Below are 22,246 nucleotides of genomic sequence, written 5' to 3'. Positions count from 1 at the left end.
GGATTCATCTATGAAACGGCAAGCGGCTACATTGATGGCCATTTTATTAAGCGCAGTGCTGATTTTATCGGCGTGCAGCGGAAAAGCCTCAAACAACGGCGGCAGCGCTCCTCAAGCGGGAGAAGGAACGTCCGCTGCGGCTGGTACAGTGAATGAATTTGGCTGGGAGATCCCTGCCAAAACAACGAAAATTCACTTCTATCAGGCCGATCAGGACAATCCAGACAAAATAAATAAAAAGCAGGCCGCGTTCCATGATTACCTGCTGGAAAAATTCAATGTGGATATCACCAGATCGTCATTGGATGTTGATCCGAAAGAAAAGCTGAACCTTATGCTCGTATCCGGCGACTATCCGGAGGTGATTGCTGCGATGGATGATTCCGCGATCTCACAGTGGAAGGCCCAAGGTAAAATTATGGATCTGGCACCACTCGTAGATAAATACGGGCCGAATATCAAAAAAGAGCTTGGTGCGCGTTACGAGTCCTATCTTGATAAAGACGGCAAGCTGTGGGGCATCCCGCGGGGCTGGGGCTATCTGCCGATTCCCGATTTCACTGCCCATATCCGGTGGGACTGGTATCAAGAGCTAGGCGCTCCGGCAATCGAGACGCCTGAGGATTACTACAATGTGCTCAAGCAGATGGTAGAGAAGCATCCGACCAACGCCAATGGCGAGAAAACGTACGCTTTATCTTGGAACTCCGACGTTAATATCAACAACGCGCTCGGCTTTTGGGGAATCAAGGATGGCTACAAAGAGGATGCAGACCACAATTTGACTCACTGGCTAAACACGGAGGAAGGCAAGCAAGCTGTACTCTACTACAACCGGTTCTTCCTTGACGGCATGATGGACCCAGATGCGTTCGTCAACAAATTTGAGGATTGGAGAATTAAATTTTCCAGTGAACGAATAGCCGGACATATCGGTCCTTGGTGGCAGTCATGGAATGCGGGCCATGAAGTATGGCTGAAAACGGATGCCGATTATAAAGAGGACAAGCGTTATGTGCAGATTGCCTTTAAAGCAGCGGGTGCGGAGAAAGCTTATTTGTCTCCGAAAGATACGCACGGCTGGAACTATACGGTACTGACGGACAAAGCGGAATCGCCGGAGGAAATCATTAAATTCCTTGATTTTATGATGACTCCGATCGGCACTCGCTTGCTCGCTTGGGGCATTCCGAACATTGAGGATTCCTACTGGAACTTTGAAGAGGGCGGCAAATGGACGTTTAACGAAACAACGAAGCAGGCACTGCTTGATGGCAAGCTGGACTTTGAGAAAACGGAAGCAGCCAATGGCAGCAATTCATTCTGGCTTGCGTATCCGCAGGGTCTGCTGAGCGACGATCAGAAGAGCACGGCTTGGTATGATCAGAACTTCATTCAGGATGACAAGTGGAAAAAGCTCATGCACGAAAATGTTGGCGATACGATCTATGACAGCACGGAGCGTCGTGTAAGCTTTACCAACGACAATCCGCTTACGATTAAGAACCAGCAGATCGAAGAGCTGATTAAAACGGGCTTTGCGAAGGCGGTTATGTCCAAATCCGAAGCGGAAGCGATCAAAAACTTCGACGAGCTTCGTGAAAAAGCGATCAAGATCGGACTTTCGGATATCGAGGAATTCCGTACGGAACAATATAAAAAGAATATTGCTTTGTTGAAATAAAGAGGAGAGCAGGAGGGAAGCCGAATCATGAACTACCTTAGACGCTTTTCCAGAGAGAGACAAATTTGGCTGATTAGCTTGCCGATTATTCTGTGGGTGCTGCTCTTTGCTTATTTTCCCATGTACGGGTTAATCATAGCATTTCAAAATTACGTTCCCGGCCAGACCTTGTTTGGCAATTGGGTCGGCTTCGACAATTTTATCCGCTTTTTCCAAGAGCCTGATTTCTGGATGATTATGCGCAATACGATCGTGATCAGCCTGTTGAACCTTTGCATAGGTTTTCCGGCGCCGATCATTCTTGCCCTGCTATTGAATGAGGTTAAGAGCCGCGCGTTTAAGAAAACGATTCAATCGCTTTCCTATATTCCTTATTTCATCTCTTGGGTCGTTGTAGCCAGCATTATGTTCACGCTGCTCGGAAGCGACGGCATCGTGAACGATCTGCTGCAGCGCTTTGGCTTCATCCAAGAGCCGGTCCTCTTTCTCGGGGAAGGAAAATACTTTTGGGCGATTATCACCTCAGGCAACCTTTGGAAGGATATCGGCTTTAGCTCCATTATCTATTTATCCGCGATAGCGGGTATCGACCGTGAGCAATACGAAGCGGGAAGAGTTGATGGGCTGGGACGTTTCGGGCTCGTATGGCATATTACATTGCCAGGGATCCGGGCGACAATCGTATTGCTGTTCATACTCGCGCTCGGCGGCATTCTGAATGCAGGCTTCGAGCAGCAATTGCTTCTGGGAAGTCCAACTACCCGGGATTATCATGAGGTTATCGATACGTATGTATATCGTTTTGGCGTGCAGCTTGGCAATTACTCCTACGGTACGGCTGTCGGGTTAATGAAGAGCCTGATCGGCCTTACGCTGGTGGTGCTCGCGAATCGGCTCTCGAAACGATTGATGCAAACCTCGATATTCTAGAAAGGAGCATATAGATGAACACACGATCTGTACCGGTATCTCAACGGGTTTTTGATATCATCAATATTATTGTCTTGCTAATATTTGGCGCAATGGTTGCTTACCCTTTCTTGAATTTGCTGGCGCTGTCCCTGAATGACGGGGCAGATGCTGCGCGAGGCGGGATCTATATTTTCCCGAGAAAGTTCTCGCTCGATGCTTATGTGCTGCTGTCGCAAAACCATAAGCTGCTTGAAGGGTTCGGCTGGTCGGTGCTGCGCGTTATTGTCGGAACGTCGACCTGCCTGTTCGTAACGGGACTGCTTGCTTATATCGTAAGCATCCGGCATTTTTCCGGGCGCAAATTTATGCGCATTCTCTTTCTGGTCACGATGTATTTTAACGGAGGGCTTATTCCGGTTTACTTGCTGATGGTCCAGCTTGGCCTGACAGACTCCTTCAACGTCTACTGGATTCCTACGCTGATCAGCGCGTATTTCATGCTGCTCATGGCCTCTTACATTTCGGAGCTGCCGGAAGCGTTGTTCGAATCTGCGAGACTGGACGGGGCGACTGAAATCACTATCTATATTAAATTGGTTATCCCGATGTCGCTTCCGGTGTTCGCCGCCGTATTCATCTATGCTGCGGTAGGGCATTGGAATTCATGGTTCGATGTCGTCTTGTACAACTCCAGCGGGCATTTTGATACGCTGCAGGTGTACTTGCGCCGGCTGCTGCTGGAGGTAGAAGCTTCTCAGCAAATTATGGACCAGCAATTGATTTACCAGAAGTTCAATAGCTTATCTCCTCTGACGCTTCGCGCAGCGACGACGATATTGGTTACGGTACCAATTCTGCTCGTATACCCGTTTTTGCAAAAATATTTCATTGGGGGCTTAACGATAGGCTCCGTGAAAGGATAAACAGTGATGGACAAGGTCTCAAGCAAAATAACATTCCGCTCGGAAGACGAGGCGCTGAACCGCGGCTTTGAATGGGCGAAAGGGCAAGCGCTGGCTTATGCGCATGACGGAAGCGATCCCGTCGGACTCTGGTACGAGGCGGCCTTGCCGGGAAGAAATGCATTCTGCATGCGGGATGTTTCCCACCAGAGCATGGGCGCTTCCGTGCTCGGCTTGCAAGCGCATACCCGCAATATGATGCAGCGATTCGCCGAGAATATTAGCAAGGGCAAAGATTACTGCACGTATTGGGAAATAACAGGTGACAATGTGCCTGCGCCGGTAGATTACGAGAATGATGATGATTTCTGGTACAATCTTCCCGCTAACTTTGACGTCATTGAAGCTTGCTACCGGCAGTACCTATGGACAGGTGACCGCTCCTATCTGGAAGATCCGGTTCTTCAAAATTTCTACCGCTTATCCGTGACGGAATACGTGAAGACATGGGATAAGGACGGAGACGGTATTCCAGAGTATGATCCATCTTATGGAAGACGAGGGCTATCGAGCTACAATGAAGCCGGCGATTATCCCAAAATAGGAGCCGATTTGATCGCTCTGATGATTGCAGGCTATCAGGCTTATGCCGATATGGAAAAAAAGCTGGGAAACAGCGAGCTATATGCGGAATACGCTGCCAAAACTGTGCATCTCCGTGAGCTGCTGGAGCAGCAGTGGTGGGATGGGGAAAGCGGCTGCTTCTTCGTCGCTATGGGACATGACGGCACCTTTCTCGGGGCAGAGTCCGGAGAGGGCCAGTTTTTGCCTCTCTATTATGAAGCGATTGTTGACAGAGAGAAACGGGAGGGCGCGCTTCGCGAAATGGATGCGCAAGGCGTTACCAATGTCGAGGGCATGTCCTATTTGCCTGAGACTTACTACCGGTGCGGCGAAGACAGCGAGGGCTTGCGCAGCTTAAAAGAGCTGATGGACCCTGCGCTTGAGAGACGCGAATATCCCGAGGTATCTTTTGCTGCCGTAGGTGCAGTCGTCTCGGGGCTTATGGGCATCTCGGCGGATGGCGGCTCGACCGTAGCTACGGTGTCACGATTAACAGAGGAGCTAGCTTGGGCGGAAATCTCGGAGGTTTCCGTGCTTGGAAGAATGGTTAGCGTCAAGCATAAGGGCAGAACGTATACGGAATTCACGGGCCACTCTGCCGAAGCGCTCGTATGGCGGGCGGAGTTTTATAATGATGCTGAATCCCCGGTTGCTTTGCTTCACAATGGAGAGGCAGTCCGTGGCGCGTGTGGAATTGACAAGCTTGGAAGACGTTATGTATACGCGGAAATTGCGGTCGCGCCTGGGGAAACGCATGTCATCTCGATCGCATAGAGAGCAAGAAGAAGCATACGGAATCATAAAATAATCGTATAAAGAAAGCATGCAGTGCTGCTAGTGAGCAGCCGCTGCATGCTTTTTGTTTTGCGCAAGCCAACGTTAGAAATAGCCTGATAGAGTAGTTACATCAAGTATAGTATGTATAGGTTTTATAATATAGTGACTTTTTTTTCACTACTTACATATTGAAACAATCTTCTCTAGAATAGAATTGAAAGCGTTAAAAAAAGCCGTTCCATTCTATTACACCATTCTTGAGGAGATGAGTTGAGATGCAATTTCGTCATTTAGGAAAAAGTGGATTGAAGGTAAGCGAGATCAGTCTAGGAAGCTGGTTGACATACGGAGGATATGTAGAACGCGAAAATGCGGTAAAAGCGATACAAACAGCCTATGGGCTGGGCATTAACTTTTACGATACGGCGAATGTGTACGAGAGGGGCGAGGCTGAGAAGCTGATGGGTGAGGCGCTTCGGACCTTTCCGCGTGAATCCTACGTGCTTGCGACCAAGGTGTTCGGCCAGATGGGCGACGGTCCCAATGACCGCGGCTTGTCCCGCAAACATATTATGGAGCAGTGCCATGCCAGCCTGAAGCGTCTTGGCGCAGATTATGTGGATCTGTATTACTGTCACCGCCATGACCCGAGCACGCCGATGGAAGAAACGCTGCGGGCGCTAGATGATCTGGTGCGTCAAGGCAAGGTGCTGTACGTAGGCGTCAGCGAATGGACAACCGCTCAAATGGTGGAAGCGCATGCGATCGCGGATCGTTATTTATTGGATCGCATTGTAGTAAACCAACCGATCTATAATATGTTTAACCGGTATATCGAGAAGGCAGTCATTCCATACGGAGAGCGCGGCGGCATCGGACAAGTCGTGTTCTCGCCGCTTGCTCAAGGCTTGCTGACTGGCAAGTACAGCTCGGTGAATGAGGTTCCTGCGGATAGCCGGGCCGCGAAGCTCGATGGCATGCGGAAAAATGTGACCGAGGAGAAAATCAATAAAGTGCGAGAGCTGGGCAAAGTGGCCTCCGAGCTTGAGCTGACGGTTGGCCAATTGGCGCTTTCCTGGATTTTGCGGCAGCCGAATGTGTCGAGCGCGCTGGTCGGTGCCAGCCGCCCCGAGCAAATAGAGGAGAACGCGAAGGCGTCCGGTATCGTATTGAGCGCGGATGTTATTGAGCGGATCGAACATATTTTAGAATCGTAAGAAGAAGGAAAGAGGAGCAGCTACTACGGTAGCTGCTCCTCTTCTTTTCAGTATTAGTGGCAGGCGCAGCACCTTAGTAGACGATCAGGAAGCTGCTCGCTGCTTGTACAATCTTGTTTGTGATGGTGTCGAGGGCATCCGATTTGACTGCATCGGCAATTCGAGGGAATGCTGGGCTAATATTTTTATTAACAGTTATAACGTCACATGCTGCTGTCCCGAATTTTTCAGGCGGCGAAATGCGCTCGGAGATAATCCGTAGCTTCTTTTAAACAGTTTTGAAAAGTGAAATTCGTCATAAAAATGCAGGGAAGATGCGATTTCCTTAACCGACATATTTGTCGTATCGAGGGATGCTTTTGCCGACTCTAGCTTTAGCTTTAAAATATAGCTGCTTGGGGATAGCCCGGTTATGGAACGAAAACGTTTAAAGAAGGACGTGCGGGACAAGCCGCTTTTTTTTACAAGTTCATCGATCCGGAACGGTTTGTCAATATTTTTATGCATATAGATAAGGATATTGTTCAACTCTGTATGACGGAACGTATCCGCAATCGATTGTTCTCGGGCGAAGAGAAGCAATACTTCTTGAAGCAACATGTTAGCGGAATAAGCGTAACCGGTCGGCTGCGCGATCAGATTGTCAATCATTCGCTCACATAGTTGAATGGCCTCAGTTAGTTTACCCGTTGAAACGACCTCACAGACTGGAAGCTGGAGAAAGTGGGGCATGTCCAGGCTGTTAAAGTCAAGAAAATAGAACTTCCAATCATCATTTTGACATCTATAGGTAGACGGAATAGCCTCCTGAACGAAAAAATATGAACCTGCATGTAGTTTATATCTGTCTGTTGATTGAGAAAGAGTTCCTTCTCCTTTATAAGTGATAAACAAGCCGGGGGCATTGAATCCCTCTCCTTTGCTAACTTGATACGAATCGTTTGCTTGCACTTTCCAAATGGAAATAAAATTGCAAAGGGGAATATCTGATTTTTCCCATATTCCATAAGGGATGTTCATGTATGTCATTGTAATCCACCACCTCAATTACGTGTTCTATTATACATTGAAACAATTAGTTATTTCAAAAAAACAAATCAATTTTTGTACAATTATACATGAAATAAATACGGCCATCCATGGATGAACACATTGATTGATCCTACAATCAACATATAGACAGCATGCATAATCGAAAATAGCTTGGTTACAAATGAGCAGAGGAGTGTTTTTCGCAATGTTGGTCAAGGTAGGCAGTCGCGAATTAGAGATGAATGGTCCACACTTAACTGAATTGAGAAGTTCAAACGATATCATACATGATATGGCGGCGCTGCGTCAGCGAATGGAAGATGACGGATATTTGCTGATTCGCGGGTTTCATGACCGGGAACAGGTGCTTCGAGCCCGAATGACTATTTTGGAGAAAATGGACAGAACCGGGAAGATAGCTCGGGATACGCTGCTCGAGGAAGGAGTCATGGCCGATGGCAGTAGAAGTATTTTTATGGGTGGTACAAATGAGGACTTACCTGAGTTGCTAAATCTGTTGAACGGGGAGCATGTGATGCGCTTCTTCGATGATTTCCTTCGCGAGAAATCTCTCACTTACCAGTACAAATGGCTTAGAGCTGTTGGAAAGGGAGATTTCACAGGGGCTCATTATGACATTGTATATATGGGGAGAGGCACGCAGCATGTATACACCGTATGGTCACCTATAGGTGACGTTTCGTTTGAGAAGGGTGGCCTTGCGGTCTGTCTCGGTTCGCACCGATTTGAAGAATTAAAACACTCATACGGCTCGAAGGATTCGGACCGGGACGGTATTGGGCATTATACAGATGATCCGCTTGTGATTACGGAAAAATTCGGTGGCAAGTGGGCGACAACGACTTTTCAAGCAGGAGATGTTCTCATTTTCGGCATGTATTTGCTTCATTGTTCGCTCGAGAATAAGACGAACCAGTATCGAATCAGCGTAGATGCGAGATACCAATCGGTAAACGAGAAGGTAGACGAAAGATGGAGCGGTAAAAAGCCGCGAGGTCACTTTAAATAAAGACAAGAATTTTAAAATTGTTCTTTCGTTGCGTGAGGCATTCCTAATCATCGTTCTTGAGAGAGGATCAATGAGGTGCGCCAGCAAACCGTACGAAATCATAATCGCGCCACGAATGTAATGATACACGATGAACAATGATGTCGCTGAGCGAGAGCGCAGCACGTTCACGAAGCGAAGGAATATTGCGATTACTGAAAAGCCGATAGCAATCTACCGGCTTTTTTCAAATTTATAACCATAATTCACCAACGAAACCACATAATACCCCAAGGATTATGACGGAGAGGGTAACGAATGTTAGCACTTTTGGCGGGAAGGCTCTTGAAACGAGTAGAAGCGACGGCAAACTTATTGCAGGAAGTGTGATCAGCAATGCAGCTGCAGGGCCTGCGTTTACGCCAATGGAAAGAAATGATTGTATGATCGGAATTTCGGCTGCTGTCGGAATAACGAAAAGTGTCCCAATGATTGCAAAAAGAATGATGGCGATGATGCCTACATTGATCCACATAGGGAACATATAGTTTTGCAACGCTCCTAGAATGAAAACAGAGATGACGTATGCCGGAACGACTTGAAGAAGCATTTTTCCAAAACTATTTAACCACCGTACCCATAAAGATTGATGCTCGTTTGAAGGAGGCGACAGTTGAGATGAAACCAAATCGTTTACTTTGCTCGTCTTTGCAAATCGATTTGCAACGAAACTAATGCCGAATGTAACTAGAAGACCAAAAACGACTCGTAGAACGGTAAACTTCCAAGATAGAACAAACGACATAAACACGAGGGTAGCAGGGTTTAATAAAGGATTTCCTAACCAGAAAGCTAGACTTGCCCCAATGGATACTTGTTGTTTGTGCATCCCAACTGCGATTGGTGCAGCACAGCATGAACACATCATGGTAGGAAGAGAAGAAACTCCGCCTATTAATGTACTTTTCAAAGAGGAGCGCCCGAGAAGGCTATGAAGCCAATTTACTGGAAGCAATGCTTGGATCAATGTAGCGACGATCATGCCAAGCAATGCAGCCTTCCACACCGCTTTAAAATAAGTAATGGTGAATTGGAAAGCGGATTGCCATAACGACATCGTTTGATCAGCACCTATCCCTTTAAGGATAGATGTTCCTATCGAATGCTGGTCCGCTGCCAATAAAGCTTTACCATAGTATGGCCACCACTTCACATATGCTAAACCGATAATGGTAATCGCCATGAAGATAGAGATCAATAACCATGTCTTTCGTGTTTTTTCTTGAGAAACTGCAGTCGAGCTTTTAAGCGATGACATAATATCCTCCAACAAGTGTGTAATAGGAATAGTGACTAAAGAGGATTATAACACACTATTCAGCAGAGTCAGGCAAATCTAAATTTGCGTTCACACTAAACATCAGGTACGATTTCATTATTAATTACTATTGAAGAGCAAGAGAGGACGAAAATATAATGGACTCAAATGAAACCATAAAGCTAACATCTCTATCCAGCAAGGGAGGTTGTGGCTGCAAGATTGGTCCGGCTGATTTAAAACAGGTCATTGGAAATCTTCCGTTAATGGAGCGAAATCCAAATTTGCTTGTGGGCATTGAAACAAGCGATGATGCAGGTGTATTTCGAATAAGCGACGATTTGGCACTCGTTCAAACTGTAGATTTTTTCACTCCAATCGTAGATGATCCTTATTCTTTCGGACAGATTGCTGCAGCTAATGCAATAAGCGATATCTATGCCATGGGTGGAAAGCCGCTAACGGTATTAAACATCGTTGCCTTCCCCATTGCAACGCTGGATAAGCGCATTTTAACAGACATTCTACGGGGAGCAGCGGATAAAGTGAAAGAAGCCGGCGCTACACTTGTAGGTGGTCATTCTATTGATGATAAGGAACCTAAATTTGGGCTAGCAGTAACGGGTTTGATTCATCCTGATAAAATTAGAACCAATGCAGGCGCTAAACCCGGAGACAAGCTGATTTTAACTAAGCCAATTGGCGTGGGAATTATGACAACCTCTATTAAGAAGGAACAATTAAGTCCGGAAGAAATTGAGCGGGTTACTCGTGTGATGGCCACATTAAATAAAACTTCCGCCGAAATTATGAATAAGTATGATACACATGCATGTACAGACGTAACGGGATTTGGGTTAATCGGACATGCGTTAGAAATGGCCAAAGGAAGCGAAGTTGGAATAACGATTGTCAACGAAGCGGTACCCAAATTACCTCGTGTCAGGGAACTTGCCGAAAATGGATTTGTTCCTGGCGGCACGAAGAATAACTTTACACATATTGAAAATGACGTTATTTTCCCAATGGCTATGGATCAGATTGATCGATGGATTCTTTGCGATGCGGTTACTTCAGGCGGTTTGTTAATTTCGGTTACCGCAGAGCAGTCGGAGCAAATGCTGGATGAGCTTAAGCAAGCAGGAGTGGAAGCTAGTATAATTGGAGAAGTAACAGCTGATAATTCTAACCAAATCGTGGTACTTTAAGATAAACCAACAAGGAGTCATTAAACTATGTTTCAAGACATCACGATCGAGGAATGTTCTGCACTTCGAAACCGGAGAGAACTCGTTCTTATCGATGTAAGATCTCCTTCCGAATACAATGAAGCATCAATACCCGGAAGTCTTAACATTCCAATATTTGACGATCAAGAACGTGCGGAAATAGGGACGCTCTACAAGCAAGTAAGCGTCCAAGCTGCAAAAGAGAGAGGATTAGAAATTGTTTCAGCAAAACTGCCGACTTTCATCAAAACTTTTGCCAATATATCCGAGAATAAGGCTGTCTTCTGTTGGCGTGGCGGTATGAGAAGTAAAACAACAGCGACTGTATTGTCTCTCATGGGAATCCGAGTCTATCGGATATCAGGAGGATATCGCGCATATCGGCAATATGTTGTGGAGCAATTGAAAGAGATTCGCTTTGAACCTCAGACATTCGTTATACACGGAAACACTGGCAGTGGAAAAACCACTATTCTGCGTAAAATGAAACAAAATGGTCATTCCGTTTTGGATCTAGAAGGATTGGCTGGTCATAGAGGCTCCATTTTCGGTGCAATCGGTTTAAAAGCTAACAATCAAAAAACATTTGACTCGCTGTTACTTGATGATTTACTTGCATATGAGCAATCTCCCTATGTATTGTTTGAAGCGGAGAGCCGTCGAATTGGCAATATTACGGTTCCGGATCTCATGGCAGATTTGAGAACAAAAGGACACCATATAAGTTTGGAACTGCCTCTTGAAGCCCGTGTAAACCAAATTATAGAAGATTACAAGCCTTGGGAAAATATAGATGAGTGTATGAGGTCCTTCCGAATCATTAAATCAAGAATTCATACTCCTGTTGCGGCTGAAATCGAAGCATGCTTAATGAGTGAAAAGTATCATTCAGCTGTTGAGCTGCTACTCACTTATTACTATGATCCTAAGTATTCGTATTCATCTAACGAACATGATGAACAAGTATCGTCGATTGTAACGGCAGCAAGTACGGATGATGCAATGATCAAGATTGAACAAATTGTAAATACTGTTATGGAATCTAAGTCAATCCCGCAATAGAATATGAAAAGGCTGCCGCAAATTATTGTAGGCAGCCTTTTTTATATGTACGAAATAAACGGTGTTGACATTTTATTGTTATTGTTCTACTACTCAACTTATTAGTTGAGCAAAGGTAGCAGAGAAGAGCGGAGAGCGGCCTCGCTTGGCGGCAGCTCTCTTTTTAAATTGATTATGACTTAGGAATTTTCAGTACAGTGCCTGCTTTTACCTGATCAATATCGAAAATATGATTGTAGTCCGCAATGAACATGGCGTGTTTGGTCGTGCCGTAGTAGGTTTTGGAAATGCTGTAGAGCGTCTCGCCCTTTTGCACGGTATGCTCGGTTGCTTCAAATTCCGTCGAGTTGTCCCCAGAGCCGATGTTTTTATCTGGCGTGTAGTTCTTAAGAGAAGGGATGACAAGGTTGGTTCCGGCCTTCAGTCCTTCGTTTTTGTCCAGTTTATTTTCACTTGCAATGTAATCCACATACTCTGCTGATTTATAAAACATTCTGGAAATACCGGAGAGGGTATCACCAGCTTGAATTAAATAGGTTGCCGGCAGTGTAATCTTGGAATAATCTTTGGTTTCTTGAGGCTTGCCGCTTGTTGAATCGTTCCCTGAGAACAACGCAGGAATGGTAAGCGTGTCGCCGGCTTTCATATCGTTAATAAAAAAAATGTGGTTATGCTCAGCAAGCAGCGCGTAATGGTCCTTGGTTTGGTAAAATTTTTCTGATATTGCTCGCAGGGTATCGCCTTTTTGGACCACATAGGTTGTAGGCAATTTTACGCCCTGGCTTTTATCAGTTGGCTTGTTGTTGCTCTCCGGCTGTTCGTGGCTTGGTTTTTCCGCCTGTTTCGGAACGGTTGTTACCGCTTCATCTATGTTTTTCACCGGTGATTCGGTTGCTGTAGGCTCGGGGATTTTCGTGTTCCCCGCAATTACCTCAGTAGGTTCTTGCGTTTCTTCAGCGTCGACGGTGCCGGCAGGTACTGGCTCATCAGCTATTGATTCATTTCCATTTTGCCCGTAGTTTGACGAATCAGAATTAGAGGCATCGCTATTTCCAGACTGATTATTGGTTTCAGATTGCTCAGCAGCCGCTGTTTGAAGATTGGTATCGACCAGATTCGTATATTTGCTGTACAGTATTCCGCAGGTGGCTACGAGAATGATGACGACGGCCAGATAAAGTGATAACGTTGCTTTCTTAAATGACGCCAAGCTTCCCTTTGAACGTTTGTTGCTTCGTGTAGTTTTGTTTTCCAATGCGTAATCTTCTCCCTTTACCTCAACTTATTCCTATTTTATCCGACTTGTCGAAACAAGTGGAATGGGCCTAAACAGCCATTTCAGCCGGATTCAAAATGCTCCCTATGTTACTCGCATATACAAGTGTTTTCTGCGTTGTTCTCAAATAACCGCTCAAATGGTGGAAGCGCATGCGATTGCGGAAAAGTGCGAGAGCTGGGCAAAGTGGCCTCCGAGCTTGAGCTGACGGTTGGCCAATTGGCGCTTTCCTGGATTTTGCGGCAGCCGAATGTGTCGAGCGCGGATGTTATTGAGCGGATCGAACCTATTTTAGAATTGTAAGAAGAAGGAAAGAGGAGCAGCTACTACGGTAGCTGCTCCTCTTGTTTTCAGTATTAGTGGCAGGCGCAGCACCTTAGTAGACGATCAGCAAGCTGCTCGCTGCTTGTACAATCTTGTTTGTGATGGTGTCGAGGGCATCCGATTTGACTGCTTCGGTTATGTTTAACGATTTTATTTGTTTGGTGGCCTCTTTCCCTGCATTCATCAAGTCCAGCATCAGCTGCGTTTGCTCTTTGTGCGTTGTCGCAACGTTAAGCTTACTTTGTACGATAACCAGCTTGCTTTCAAAAGCATGCATAATGCTCTGGAAAATTACGGTTGGGTCTTTGTCGGCGACTATGGTCACTTCTTTCTGGAAAATAACTTTATTCGATTCGTTAGATGGGTTGACGATCGCCGCTTGAATAACAGCGGTTGCAATATACGCCTCTTCCGGAATGGACGCGACGCCGTCTGGCGTAATACTGAAAAGAGCGCTTCCGGATACCTTCTTCCATAATAATGCTTGCGGCGGAATATCAACGGAAGCGACTTTCAAACTGTAATGGTGCTGATAGCCTTGGTTGCTAACTTTAACCGATAACTGCGCCATTGAGCGGATATAAGCAGCTGTCCATGCATGAACAGCCGGTCCGTCATGTTTCAGTTTTTGCTGGAATTTCAGTAACGTCGATTGAACATCTTGAGAAGTGACGTTTAAATTTCTCAAAATCGAGCTGATTTTGTAATAGCTCGTTTGGCTAAGCTGATTCGTTATTGCTTTCATCAGGACGTCCATCATTTTCTGATTATCTCCCAGAAGGGCAAATCGTTCGATGGGAGACAATTCCGATAGATAATAGTGCACATGGCCTTCGATACCTCTGAGACTGACGCCATCCCCGAACATGAACGTAAGAATATCCTCCATCGTCAGGTTCTTTTCTCCGCCTGCGGCTGCTATAGTTTGCAGTGTCTGCACAAATTCGGGATCAGACAAGATAGCTTCTAAGCCGGATTCCTGTTGATCATAGGGGAGCGAACCAATCGACAAAATGATATGAAACAGTTTCTTTTTCAACTGGGCCTGGTCAACAGATGCAGGCAGCTTGATTTTGATTTTGTTCCAGATCGGATCAATCAAGGACTGGTCGGTTATGTCGTCCAGTTCGGCAAATTCAGCGCTTAGCCTGCGCACATCTTCTACATCTGCCGGATCACCTGCGTTAAGCGCGGCATGAATCTTATTGCTCCATTCGATGAATGGTGCTACTGCTTCATATTTTACGGTAAAACTGGTCGTGTACCTCGTTTGATTACCGTCGTGATCCGTGACAAAGATCAGAAGGGAATGTGTGCCGCTTGGCAATCTGGGCGGAATTGCGGAGAGCGTCTTAGAGGCTTCGTCGTAGCTGAACGGCACAATTCTACCGTCGACTCCAACCATACTCATGCTAAGATTGATGCCTGAGTCCTCGTCATATACTTTGGCCGTGATCTTCGGCCAGGCCGACGTTAATTCAACGCCATCAGCAGGTGACACCGATTCGATAATCGGATTAGAACGATCCTGAGGGAATGTTGAGACCGAAATGGCAGGACCATCCGTCGTCCAACTGCCGTCAGAGCGCTCCGCTTCCACCTTAAAGGTGTATGCCGTATTTGGCCACAAATCCGTTGCATCAAATGAGGTTATATTTCCTTTCACTGCACCTAAGAGTATGCTATTTCCATATATTCTGTAACCCAAGCTCTCTTTAGCGGGCGTCCACGATAAACGGAGTGAAGTCGCTTCGATATTCGAGGCTTCCAAGATGCTGTCTTGCCATAACGAAAGCTGCACATTGAAGCTTCCGCTGTATTCCTGCAATAAATTCCTATCATGATCTAAGACACGAATGATTAAGGAGTGTTTGCCTTCTTGCAAATTAGAGCAATAGGTAAACACCATACCATGCAAATAATTCGGTTCAATAAGCTGTTGGCCATCAACTATAATATTGATCGAGCCCGTATCTGCTAGTGGAATCCCAAGTGCAAAGCTGATGATCGTAAAGCTCTCGGTAATCATTGCGCCGTCTGCCGGACTAACCCCACCGATAATCGTTGATGGATCGGCTGCTTCCCGTATGTCTCCGCTCTCTTGCGCATAAGCAAACTGGGGAATGAAAAGCATCATCAAAAAGCTTATAATGAGCAAGTTCGGCATTCTTAATCGAAACGTTTTCATGACATCCTCCTTCATTTCACTAATTATTCATTTCGAGTAATAATATACCATTTAGTTCGCGTTTTGAATATTTTTAATTTCCCTTGAAGGTGACGTAACGTCACCAGATATAATAGAAATCACGAAAGGAGGACGAGTGCTTGAAGCCAGGGGAACTCCAATATTTGACCACAGGTCAGCTGGCGCAGCGAACAGGGATGACTACTAGAACGCTCCGCTACTACGACAAGATTGGCTTGCTAAAGCCTGCAAAATACAACGATGCTTCCTTCCGTCTCTACAGTAAAGAAGATGTGGCACGGCTGCAAAAGATCCAAATGCTTAAGTACATCGGGTTATCCCTATCCGAGATCAGTCAAATCATCCTGAACGATACCGCCCCTGAACGAGATCTGAGAAGCTCATTGAAGATGCAAAAAGACATCATCCAGCACAAGATTGCTCATATGCTGTACGTATCTAAAACGATTGAAGAAGCGCTGAATATGGTGGATGAGCAGGGAAAGGAAGTGGATTGGGAAGGTTTAGCGCTCATCATCCAAACGATTCATAAGGAAAAGGATTGGAGCGAGCAGTACCATAACGCGTTTCGGCTGCAGGCGAGAATACAGCTGTACGATCAGTTTAGTTGGAACAAAATCGGATGGCACCGGTGGTTCTTTGAGCAGCTGGGTTCGTCTCCCGGTCTAAAAATACTGGAGCTCGGTTGCGGTGATGCAGCATTATGGCGAAGAAATGCGGACCTCATCCCCGAAACCTGGAGCATCACGCTTACGGATCTGTCGCCAGGGATGCTAGAGGAAGCCAAGATGAGTTTGGGGGCGCACAGCGGACGGTTCAAATTACTGATTGCGGACGCCCAGGCGATTCCTTATCACGACAATGAGTTCGATATCGTAATTGCTAATCACATGCTCTATCATGTGCTCGATATTGACCGGGCCGTATCGGAGATGCACCGTATTCTAAAGCCTGGCGGATGCTTGTACACCTCAACGATGAGCAAGAGCCATTTGCAAGAAATCGAGCAGTTGACTCAAGCTTTCGATCCACATATTCAGGTATTGGATCCTGTGATGGAGCGTTATCATCTGGATAATGGCAGAGAAATGCTGCAGGACTATTTTACGGAAATCGAACAGGCCCGCTTTGAGGATTACATGAAGATTAACGATGAGCAGCCTCTCATCCAATACATTACTTCAACGCCGATGAACGCAAGGAAGGTTCTTGTCGGCGCGAAGCTCGAACAGTTCACAACTTATTTGCGGGATAAGATAGCGGAAAAAGGAAGTCTCTACATTACGAAGGATTCGGGATTCTTTAGAGCCAAAAAAAGGTATGAGGATAAGGAGAAATACTTATGAAACCGAACATTGAATTGGTGAAAGAAGAGATTCTATCGAATAATTGGTATGTGTTGAAGAAAATGACCTTCAAGTATCAAAAACGCGACGGCAGCTGGGAAACGCAAGCCAGAGAAGCGTATGACCGCGGTAACGGCGCTGCGATTCTGCTGTATAACCGGGAAAAGCAAACCGTCATTCTGACCCGGCAATTTCGTATGCCGACTTATATGAATGGTAATGAAACCGGGATACTTATCGAGGCTTGCGCCGGACTACTGGATAAGGACTCACCGGAGGATTGCATTCGCCGTGAAACAGAGGAAGAGACCGGATTTCGGGTGACTAACGTTCACAAGGTTGGGGAGGCTTACATGTCTCCGGGATCGGTCACGGAAATATTATATTTCTTTGTAGCGGAATATGCCTCGCATATGCAAACGGGCCTGGGCGGAGGCGCAGAAAAAGAACAGGAGGAGATCGAAGTGCTGGAGCTGCCTTTCGGGCAAGCGCTGGATATGGTGGAAAACGGTGAAATACGAGATGCAAAAACGATTATGCTGCTCCAGCATGCCCAGCTTCACGGTTTGCTTCAGCCTATGAGCAAGCCTCAGCATATTCTGGTAGCGGGGCCTTACCGTTCCAACACGGGGGATGATTCGATGCTAATCGAGGCCAATTTGCAGCTAATGAATGAAACGGCACTACGTGTTTATGAAATAGGACATATGCCTGTTCTCGGTGAGTGGTATGCCCTTTCCTTAATGGAAACGGCTGGGTCAAAGCGGATCGGTGATGAGATTTTCAACCGCATGTTTCATTCATCGGCAGTTCGACTGTTATCCCACTGCGATGCGGTACTTAGAATAGGAGGACCGTCCAAGGGAGCTGATGAGATGGTTAAAACGGGTGAGGCATTGGGCAAAAGGATATACCGCGATCTAAGTGAAATTCCGGTGTTGTCTTAGGCAATCAGGAGCCATCGGCTGTCTTCAACTGACATTCATACCTGGACTTGCTCGATTAGGAATGACACGTGCTCAGAGAGGGTGTACGTGTGGACAAAGCATATCGTAGAAAGGGTGTGGGGGAAGCTCTCTTTCGCCACGCCATTGATTCCGCAAAGGCATACGGCTGTGGACTAGTTCAATTAACAACGGATAAAAAACGCAATGATGCTCATCGATTCTATGAACGACTAGGGTTTGTATCTAGTCACGAAGGTATGAAATTAGCTCTAGATTAAAAACCAGAACATGAATGAGCAGGCGCTTCGGTGGCCTGCTCATTTTATTAAGCTATGCCTGCTAATAGCTTGTTAAGATTAACAGTAAAGGGTTGAACTTTATATAAAACCTGGTATATTATTGTTCACTAATAAACTCATTAGGCACATTTTCGCCATTCGGGTTATTATTCTTTATCTGGCTCAGTCGTCCATTACGAAATTCACCGCCATGAACTTTATTCTGTCTTTGCCCATTATTATCTGTACGTTCATGCTTATTATTTTTTTGGTTCTCGTTATTTGTCATATCGGAATAAGCCTCCTTTTATATTTTGCTTGCATACATTTTATTGTGCGTATCCTAACTAAAATATATGCAGGCATTCTCGACACAGCAGTTTGTATGAGTATTAAAAAACTGGCATATTCAATGCCAGTTTTGTCGTTTATTTTTTAGCTTTTTTTGATTCAGCTACCTCTGAGTCTTTGTTATTGCCTGGGCTTGGTTTTTTCTGCGGATTGTTTTCTCGAGACATATATTCAACCTCCTTGTTTTTAAATTCAAATTACATTGTCTCCCTTACTCATTTTAAATATGTAATCTCATTCAAGCATCAGGTCTCCAAGTTCTTGGATATACAGAATAAATTTTGCCGACGATAGCGGCATTAAAGAGAGGTCATACCCGAGCCGTTTTCTTTGAAACTATCGTTAACTGTAGGTTTTATTGTAGCTGAGATATTGGGTTAGCAGTTTAAGAATGACATCTCTTCTAACTGGTTTGCTGATGTAATCATCCATCCCTGCTGCTAGACATTTTTCTCGATCGCCTTTTAGGGCATTTGCAGTAATGGCGATAATTGGAGGGGTCTGGTTTGGATGCAGTTTTTTTTTGATAGCTATGGTAGCGTCTACCCCATTAATTACAGGCATATGGAGATCCATCAGAATCAAATCAAAGTGGTTATGAACAGCCACTTCGACCGCATGCCGCCCGTTCTCAACAATCGTTACGGTATGTCCCAGACTTTCAATCATTTTGGTAATCACCAATTGATTGGTTGGGTTATCTTCCGCTAGCAGGATCTTCGCATTCCGATTACTAGCGATCTTGGCATCTGATGAGCTGCCCTGCTGAGCTTGAGTTTGCGCTCCGTACCTAATATGGAACGTAAAGGTAGAACCGTGCTTGCCGTCGCTTTCCGCATGAATCTCGCCGCCCATAAGATCAACAATTCTTTTGCTGATCGCAAGACCGAGACCCGTCCCTTCGTGCTTCCGGGTCATAAAATGATCGAGCTGGGTAAAGGGCTCAAAGATATCAGATAACTTCTCCGGCGGGATGCCGATTCCGGTGTCTGATACGGTAATGGCAAGAAGGGGATCTTGAAATTCCTTGATTACTTTTCTTACGGACACCGAGACCGAGCCGCTTGGTGTGAACTTCACCGCATTGCCAACAAGATTGAGAAGGACCTGCTTAAGACGGTCCGCATCGGCATAGATGAATTCGGGTACATCGTGTCCGATCGTACAGGTCAATTCCAGATTCTTTTCGACAGCTTTTGGGGAGATAACCGTAAAGGTGTCGCTTATACAGTTTCGAAGCTCAAAAGTCATTTCTTGCAATTCGCTCTTTCCTGCCTCGATTTTAGACAGGTCCAGGATGTCGTTAATGATGCCAAGAAGCGTATCCCCGCTTGTGCGAATAATCTCAACGTAGCTCCGCTGCTCTTCATCCAAGGTGGTTGTCTCTAGCAACAGATCCGTCATCCCGATTACACCGTTCATCGGCGTTCGGATTTCATGGCTCATCATGGCCAAAAACTCGCTTTTAGCTTTGTTGGTATTTTCCGCTGATTCCTTGGCAATGAGTAACTGCTTTTGTTCCGTAATATCTTTGCATATCAAATAAAAGCCAATGTTTTGCCTATTCACGAAAATAGGGGCGATACTAGTAAGCACATCTACCGTTTCGCCTCCTTTGATCATCAAATAAGTAATATCTTGTTCAACCGTGGTGTCGTGAAGTGCGTTCTCGATAATCCGGGTGACATTGGCTTGACCGATTAAGAGTGCGAGCTCCATACCGATTAACTCGGTTTGAACGTTATAGCGCGTAAGCGATTCGGCCATATTGTTGGCGTTAATAACTCTACCCTGCAGATCCAGCGAGATGACGGCATCGTGATTATACTTTTTGAGAGAAGTATACCGTTCAACCGTTTCCTGAAGCTTCTGCTCCGATTCTTTTTGACTAGAAATGTCAACGAGTTGTAAAAGATAGTACAGCGGCTTTCCGGCATCGTCCCTGAAAACCCGAATGGATATGAGTGCCCACAGGATCTTGCCATGCTTACCGACGCATCGATTCTCGATCTGAATTTCCGATTTTGCGTCTCCCATTAAATGTTCAACATCTTCGATTCCCTGTATGGGATCATCAGGATGGGAGAGCTGGCCAAATTTAAGGGTAAGACATTCCTTCTTGGAGTATCCTAAAATTTTAGTGATAGCAGGATTCACTGTGAGGATAGATCCATCTACTGCTACAAGAGCAATTCCAAAGGAAGCATGCTTAAATACCTGTTCATTAAAAGAGTTAGGGTCTAGATTGACTCGATGCACGGTTGGCCTCCATATGCTTTTTTATTTGGCTTAATCCTCGATCCAACGTGAGAGCGTTTTATACTTATACCATTCTAGGATTTGATAATAGATGTAACTATATTAATTAACCATTTCACTAAAAATTGAAACAGATGTGTGTGATTTTTGTTTAAGTTGAACTGCGTATGACCAAGTGTGTAGGTAAAATAACCTTTTTCGGCAGCAGTGTATTTCCATTTATTCGATCTAATAAAAGGTCGACGGCGACCATGCCAATTTCCTCCGTGGGCACATCAATCGTAGATAAAGGAGGATTGGAGTACTTAGATACTTCAATATTGGATAAGCCTATTACGGCCACTTCATCAGGCACAGAGACGCCGTTGTTATATAAGCTGTTAAGGGCTGCCATAGCCATCAAATCGCTGGCAGCGAAAAAGGCAGTAGGTAAATGATTTGTTTTGCATAAATGATTGACTTTTTCTATACAGACAACTTCATCCCACAAGCAATCAATTACCCAATCGGGATTTACGGACATTCCGGCAGCATGCATGGTGGAATAGTAGCCTTGATATCGCCGGCTTTCTTTTAAGTTACTCTTTATTCCGCTTCCACCTATATATCCAATATTCGTATGACCTTTTTCAATAAGATGGCTTACTGCCAGTGAAGCAACATTGTAATGATCATAGCCTACATTATCGATATCCCAGCGTTCTGTATCGATACCAACAATATGCGGGACCTGTTTGCGAACATACTCGTATGTTTCGCTATTTAAGGATTCCATTAGGATAAGGCCTGTAATGGATTCACTAAATGTATTAAACAATATCTTTTTATCATCTAATTCAGGTCCAGTCCGAATAAAGGCAATATTATACCCTGCTTGAAGCAATCGCTCTTCTACACCGGATAATATAGACATGAAATAAGGATCGTTATACTTATTTTTTGTAACGCTTAACACACACCCAATTTTGATGTGCGCTTTGTTTGTGGGAGTATTCTTTGTTGCTGCTTGTCGCTTGGGGCTCACATTGATTTTATAGTTAAGCTGTGTAACAGCCTGCCAGACTCTTTCGCGAGTTTCATCTGTGATTTTATATTTCGTATCATTGTTTAAAACTCTAGATACGGTGGCAGTGGACACATTTGCTAATTTAGCAACATCCCTAATCGTACTCATAAAAATGCATAGTCTCCTTTATTGCTAATGATCGCAATGTTACGTTGTGAACCGTCATTAGCCTTTTTGTGTTTTGTTGCGTAAAAATTACGTTGGTACAAGCTTGTCCTTATGTATACCTATTAAACTATATAGTAACATACGGACGATAGTCTATGTCATCATAAAATTAGTTTTAGCCTAATGTAAATTTCACTTGCAGGTTTGGTTAGAAATGTTATAATTGCACCATAAGATTACTAAACAAAACACACATATAACGTAACATATAACGTAACAAAATTGCAAATGCTGTTTACTTTAGAAAATTCCTGTT

At 45.1% G+C, this 22,246-nt stretch carries 18 protein-coding genes and 1 pseudogene; 12 read left to right on the top strand and 7 right to left on the bottom strand.

The annotated features are described in order from the left end of the window. Window positions 1-10: 10 nt before the first annotated feature. The 5 genes from HI950_RS09280 to HI950_RS09260 all read left to right on the top strand — a co-directional run bounded on the left by HI950_RS09280 (window position 11) and on the right by HI950_RS09260 (window position 6,116). Window positions 11-1,684, top strand: coding sequence for a type 2 periplasmic-binding domain-containing protein (locus HI950_RS09280; protein WP_169083897.1), 1,674 nt, complete (start codon window positions 11-13; stop codon window positions 1,682-1,684). A 27-nt stretch (window positions 1,685-1,711) separates the two neighbouring features. Then, entirely contained in the window at window positions 1,712-2,614 is a 903-nt protein-coding gene (locus HI950_RS09275; protein WP_169083898.1) for an ABC transporter permease, read from the top strand. A 14-nt stretch (window positions 2,615-2,628) separates the two neighbouring features. Next, on the top strand, window positions 2,629-3,519 hold the full coding sequence (locus HI950_RS09270) for a carbohydrate ABC transporter permease (protein ID WP_169083899.1): 891 nt from the start codon (window positions 2,629-2,631) through the stop codon (window positions 3,517-3,519). Between the two features lie 6 nt (window positions 3,520-3,525). Next, window positions 3,526-4,896, top strand: a complete 1,371-nt coding sequence (locus HI950_RS09265; RefSeq protein ID WP_169083900.1) for an MGH1-like glycoside hydrolase domain-containing protein — start codon at window positions 3,526-3,528, stop codon at window positions 4,894-4,896. A gap of 278 nt (window positions 4,897-5,174) precedes the next feature. Continuing rightward, window positions 5,175-6,116: an aldo/keto reductase family protein gene (locus HI950_RS09260; protein ID WP_169083901.1), complete on the top strand. Its 942-nt coding sequence runs from the start codon at window positions 5,175-5,177 to the stop codon at window positions 6,114-6,116. Between the two features lie 195 nt (window positions 6,117-6,311). Here the strand turns inward: HI950_RS09260 and HI950_RS09255 are convergent, their stop codons facing one another. Continuing rightward, window positions 6,312-6,767, bottom strand: a complete 456-nt coding sequence (locus tag HI950_RS09255; RefSeq protein ID WP_187768060.1) for an AraC family transcriptional regulator — start codon at window positions 6,765-6,767, stop codon at window positions 6,312-6,314. 586 nt (window positions 6,768-7,353) lie between these two features. On the opposite strand from HI950_RS09255, the gene HI950_RS09250 reads away from it, so the two are divergent. Beyond that, window positions 7,354-8,178, top strand: a complete 825-nt coding sequence (locus HI950_RS09250) for a phytanoyl-CoA dioxygenase family protein (protein ID WP_169083903.1) — start codon at window positions 7,354-7,356, stop codon at window positions 8,176-8,178. 232 nt (window positions 8,179-8,410) lie between these two features. On the opposite strand, the gene HI950_RS09245 is transcribed toward HI950_RS09250, so the two are convergent. Then, window positions 8,411-9,475: a permease gene (locus HI950_RS09245; protein WP_169083904.1), complete on the bottom strand. Its 1,065-nt coding sequence runs from the start codon at window positions 9,473-9,475 to the stop codon at window positions 8,411-8,413. A 158-nt stretch (window positions 9,476-9,633) separates the two neighbouring features. Here HI950_RS09245 and selD point away from each other — a divergent pair, with 158 nt between their 5' ends. Together selD and mnmH are read left to right on the top strand one after the other, a co-directional pair. After that, a complete protein-coding gene (gene selD / locus HI950_RS09240) occupies window positions 9,634-10,683 on the top strand; it encodes a selenide, water dikinase SelD (protein WP_169083905.1) in 1,050 nt (349 codons plus the stop codon). A 27-nt stretch (window positions 10,684-10,710) separates the two neighbouring features. Continuing rightward, entirely contained in the window at window positions 10,711-11,766 is a 1,056-nt protein-coding gene (mnmH, locus tag HI950_RS09235) for a tRNA 2-selenouridine(34) synthase MnmH (RefSeq protein WP_169083906.1), read from the top strand. A gap of 172 nt (window positions 11,767-11,938) precedes the next feature. On the opposite strand, the gene HI950_RS09230 is transcribed toward mnmH, so the two are convergent. After that, window positions 11,939-13,021: a LysM peptidoglycan-binding domain-containing protein gene (locus tag HI950_RS09230; RefSeq protein ID WP_169083907.1), complete on the bottom strand. Its 1,083-nt coding sequence runs from the start codon at window positions 13,019-13,021 to the stop codon at window positions 11,939-11,941. A 186-nt stretch (window positions 13,022-13,207) separates the two neighbouring features. Between HI950_RS09230 and HI950_RS09225 the strand changes: the two are divergent. Beyond that, a pseudogene (locus HI950_RS09225) lies at window positions 13,208-13,345 on the top strand (aldo/keto reductase); the annotation flags it as partial. Window positions 13,346-13,418: 73 nt separating this feature from the next. Here the strand turns inward: HI950_RS09225 and HI950_RS09220 are convergent. Further along, window positions 13,419-15,554 (bottom strand): fibronectin type III domain-containing protein, encoded by a 2,136-nt coding sequence (locus HI950_RS09220; protein WP_169083908.1) that lies wholly within the window; start codon window positions 15,552-15,554, stop codon window positions 13,419-13,421. 140 nt (window positions 15,555-15,694) lie between these two features. On the opposite strand from HI950_RS09220, the gene HI950_RS09215 reads away from it, so the two are divergent. The 3 genes from HI950_RS09215 to HI950_RS09205 all read left to right on the top strand — a co-directional run bounded on the left by HI950_RS09215 (window position 15,695) and on the right by HI950_RS09205 (window position 18,146). Then, complete coding sequence (locus HI950_RS09215; RefSeq protein ID WP_169083909.1) at window positions 15,695-16,921, top strand: MerR family transcriptional regulator; 1,227 nt, start codon at window positions 15,695-15,697, stop codon at window positions 16,919-16,921. Beyond that, window positions 16,918-17,868, top strand: coding sequence for a GDP-mannose pyrophosphatase NudK (nudK, locus tag HI950_RS09210; RefSeq protein WP_169083910.1), 951 nt, complete (start codon window positions 16,918-16,920; stop codon window positions 17,866-17,868). The genes HI950_RS09215 and nudK overlap by 4 nt, the downstream gene beginning before the upstream one ends. Before the next feature lie 68 nt (window positions 17,869-17,936). Further along, entirely contained in the window at window positions 17,937-18,146 is a 210-nt protein-coding gene (locus HI950_RS09205) for a GNAT family N-acetyltransferase (protein WP_317618322.1), read from the top strand. 118 nt (window positions 18,147-18,264) lie between these two features. Here HI950_RS09205 and HI950_RS09200 read toward each other — a convergent pair whose 3' ends face one another. From HI950_RS09200 to HI950_RS09190, 3 genes are all read right to left on the bottom strand, one after another. Beyond that, window positions 18,265-18,435 carry a hypothetical protein gene (locus HI950_RS09200; protein ID WP_169083911.1) on the bottom strand — a complete coding sequence of 57 codons (171 nt, stop codon included), beginning with the start codon at window positions 18,433-18,435 and terminating at the stop codon, window positions 18,265-18,267. Window positions 18,436-18,839: 404 nt separating this feature from the next. After that, on the bottom strand, window positions 18,840-20,756 hold the full coding sequence (locus HI950_RS36645; protein WP_169083912.1) for an ATP-binding protein: 1,917 nt from the start codon (window positions 20,754-20,756) through the stop codon (window positions 18,840-18,842). Window positions 20,757-20,907: 151 nt separating this feature from the next. Then, a complete protein-coding gene (locus HI950_RS09190) occupies window positions 20,908-21,930 on the bottom strand; it encodes a LacI family DNA-binding transcriptional regulator (RefSeq protein WP_169083913.1) in 1,023 nt (340 codons plus the stop codon). Between the last annotated feature and the right edge of the window lie 316 nt (window positions 21,931-22,246).

The organism is Paenibacillus sp. PL91, from assembly GCF_012935325.2.
Classification (GTDB): Bacteria; Bacillota; Bacilli; order Paenibacillales; family Paenibacillaceae; genus Pristimantibacillus.
Note: the sequence above shows the minus strand (reverse complement) of the source record. Positions and strands in the feature narration are given on the sequence as shown.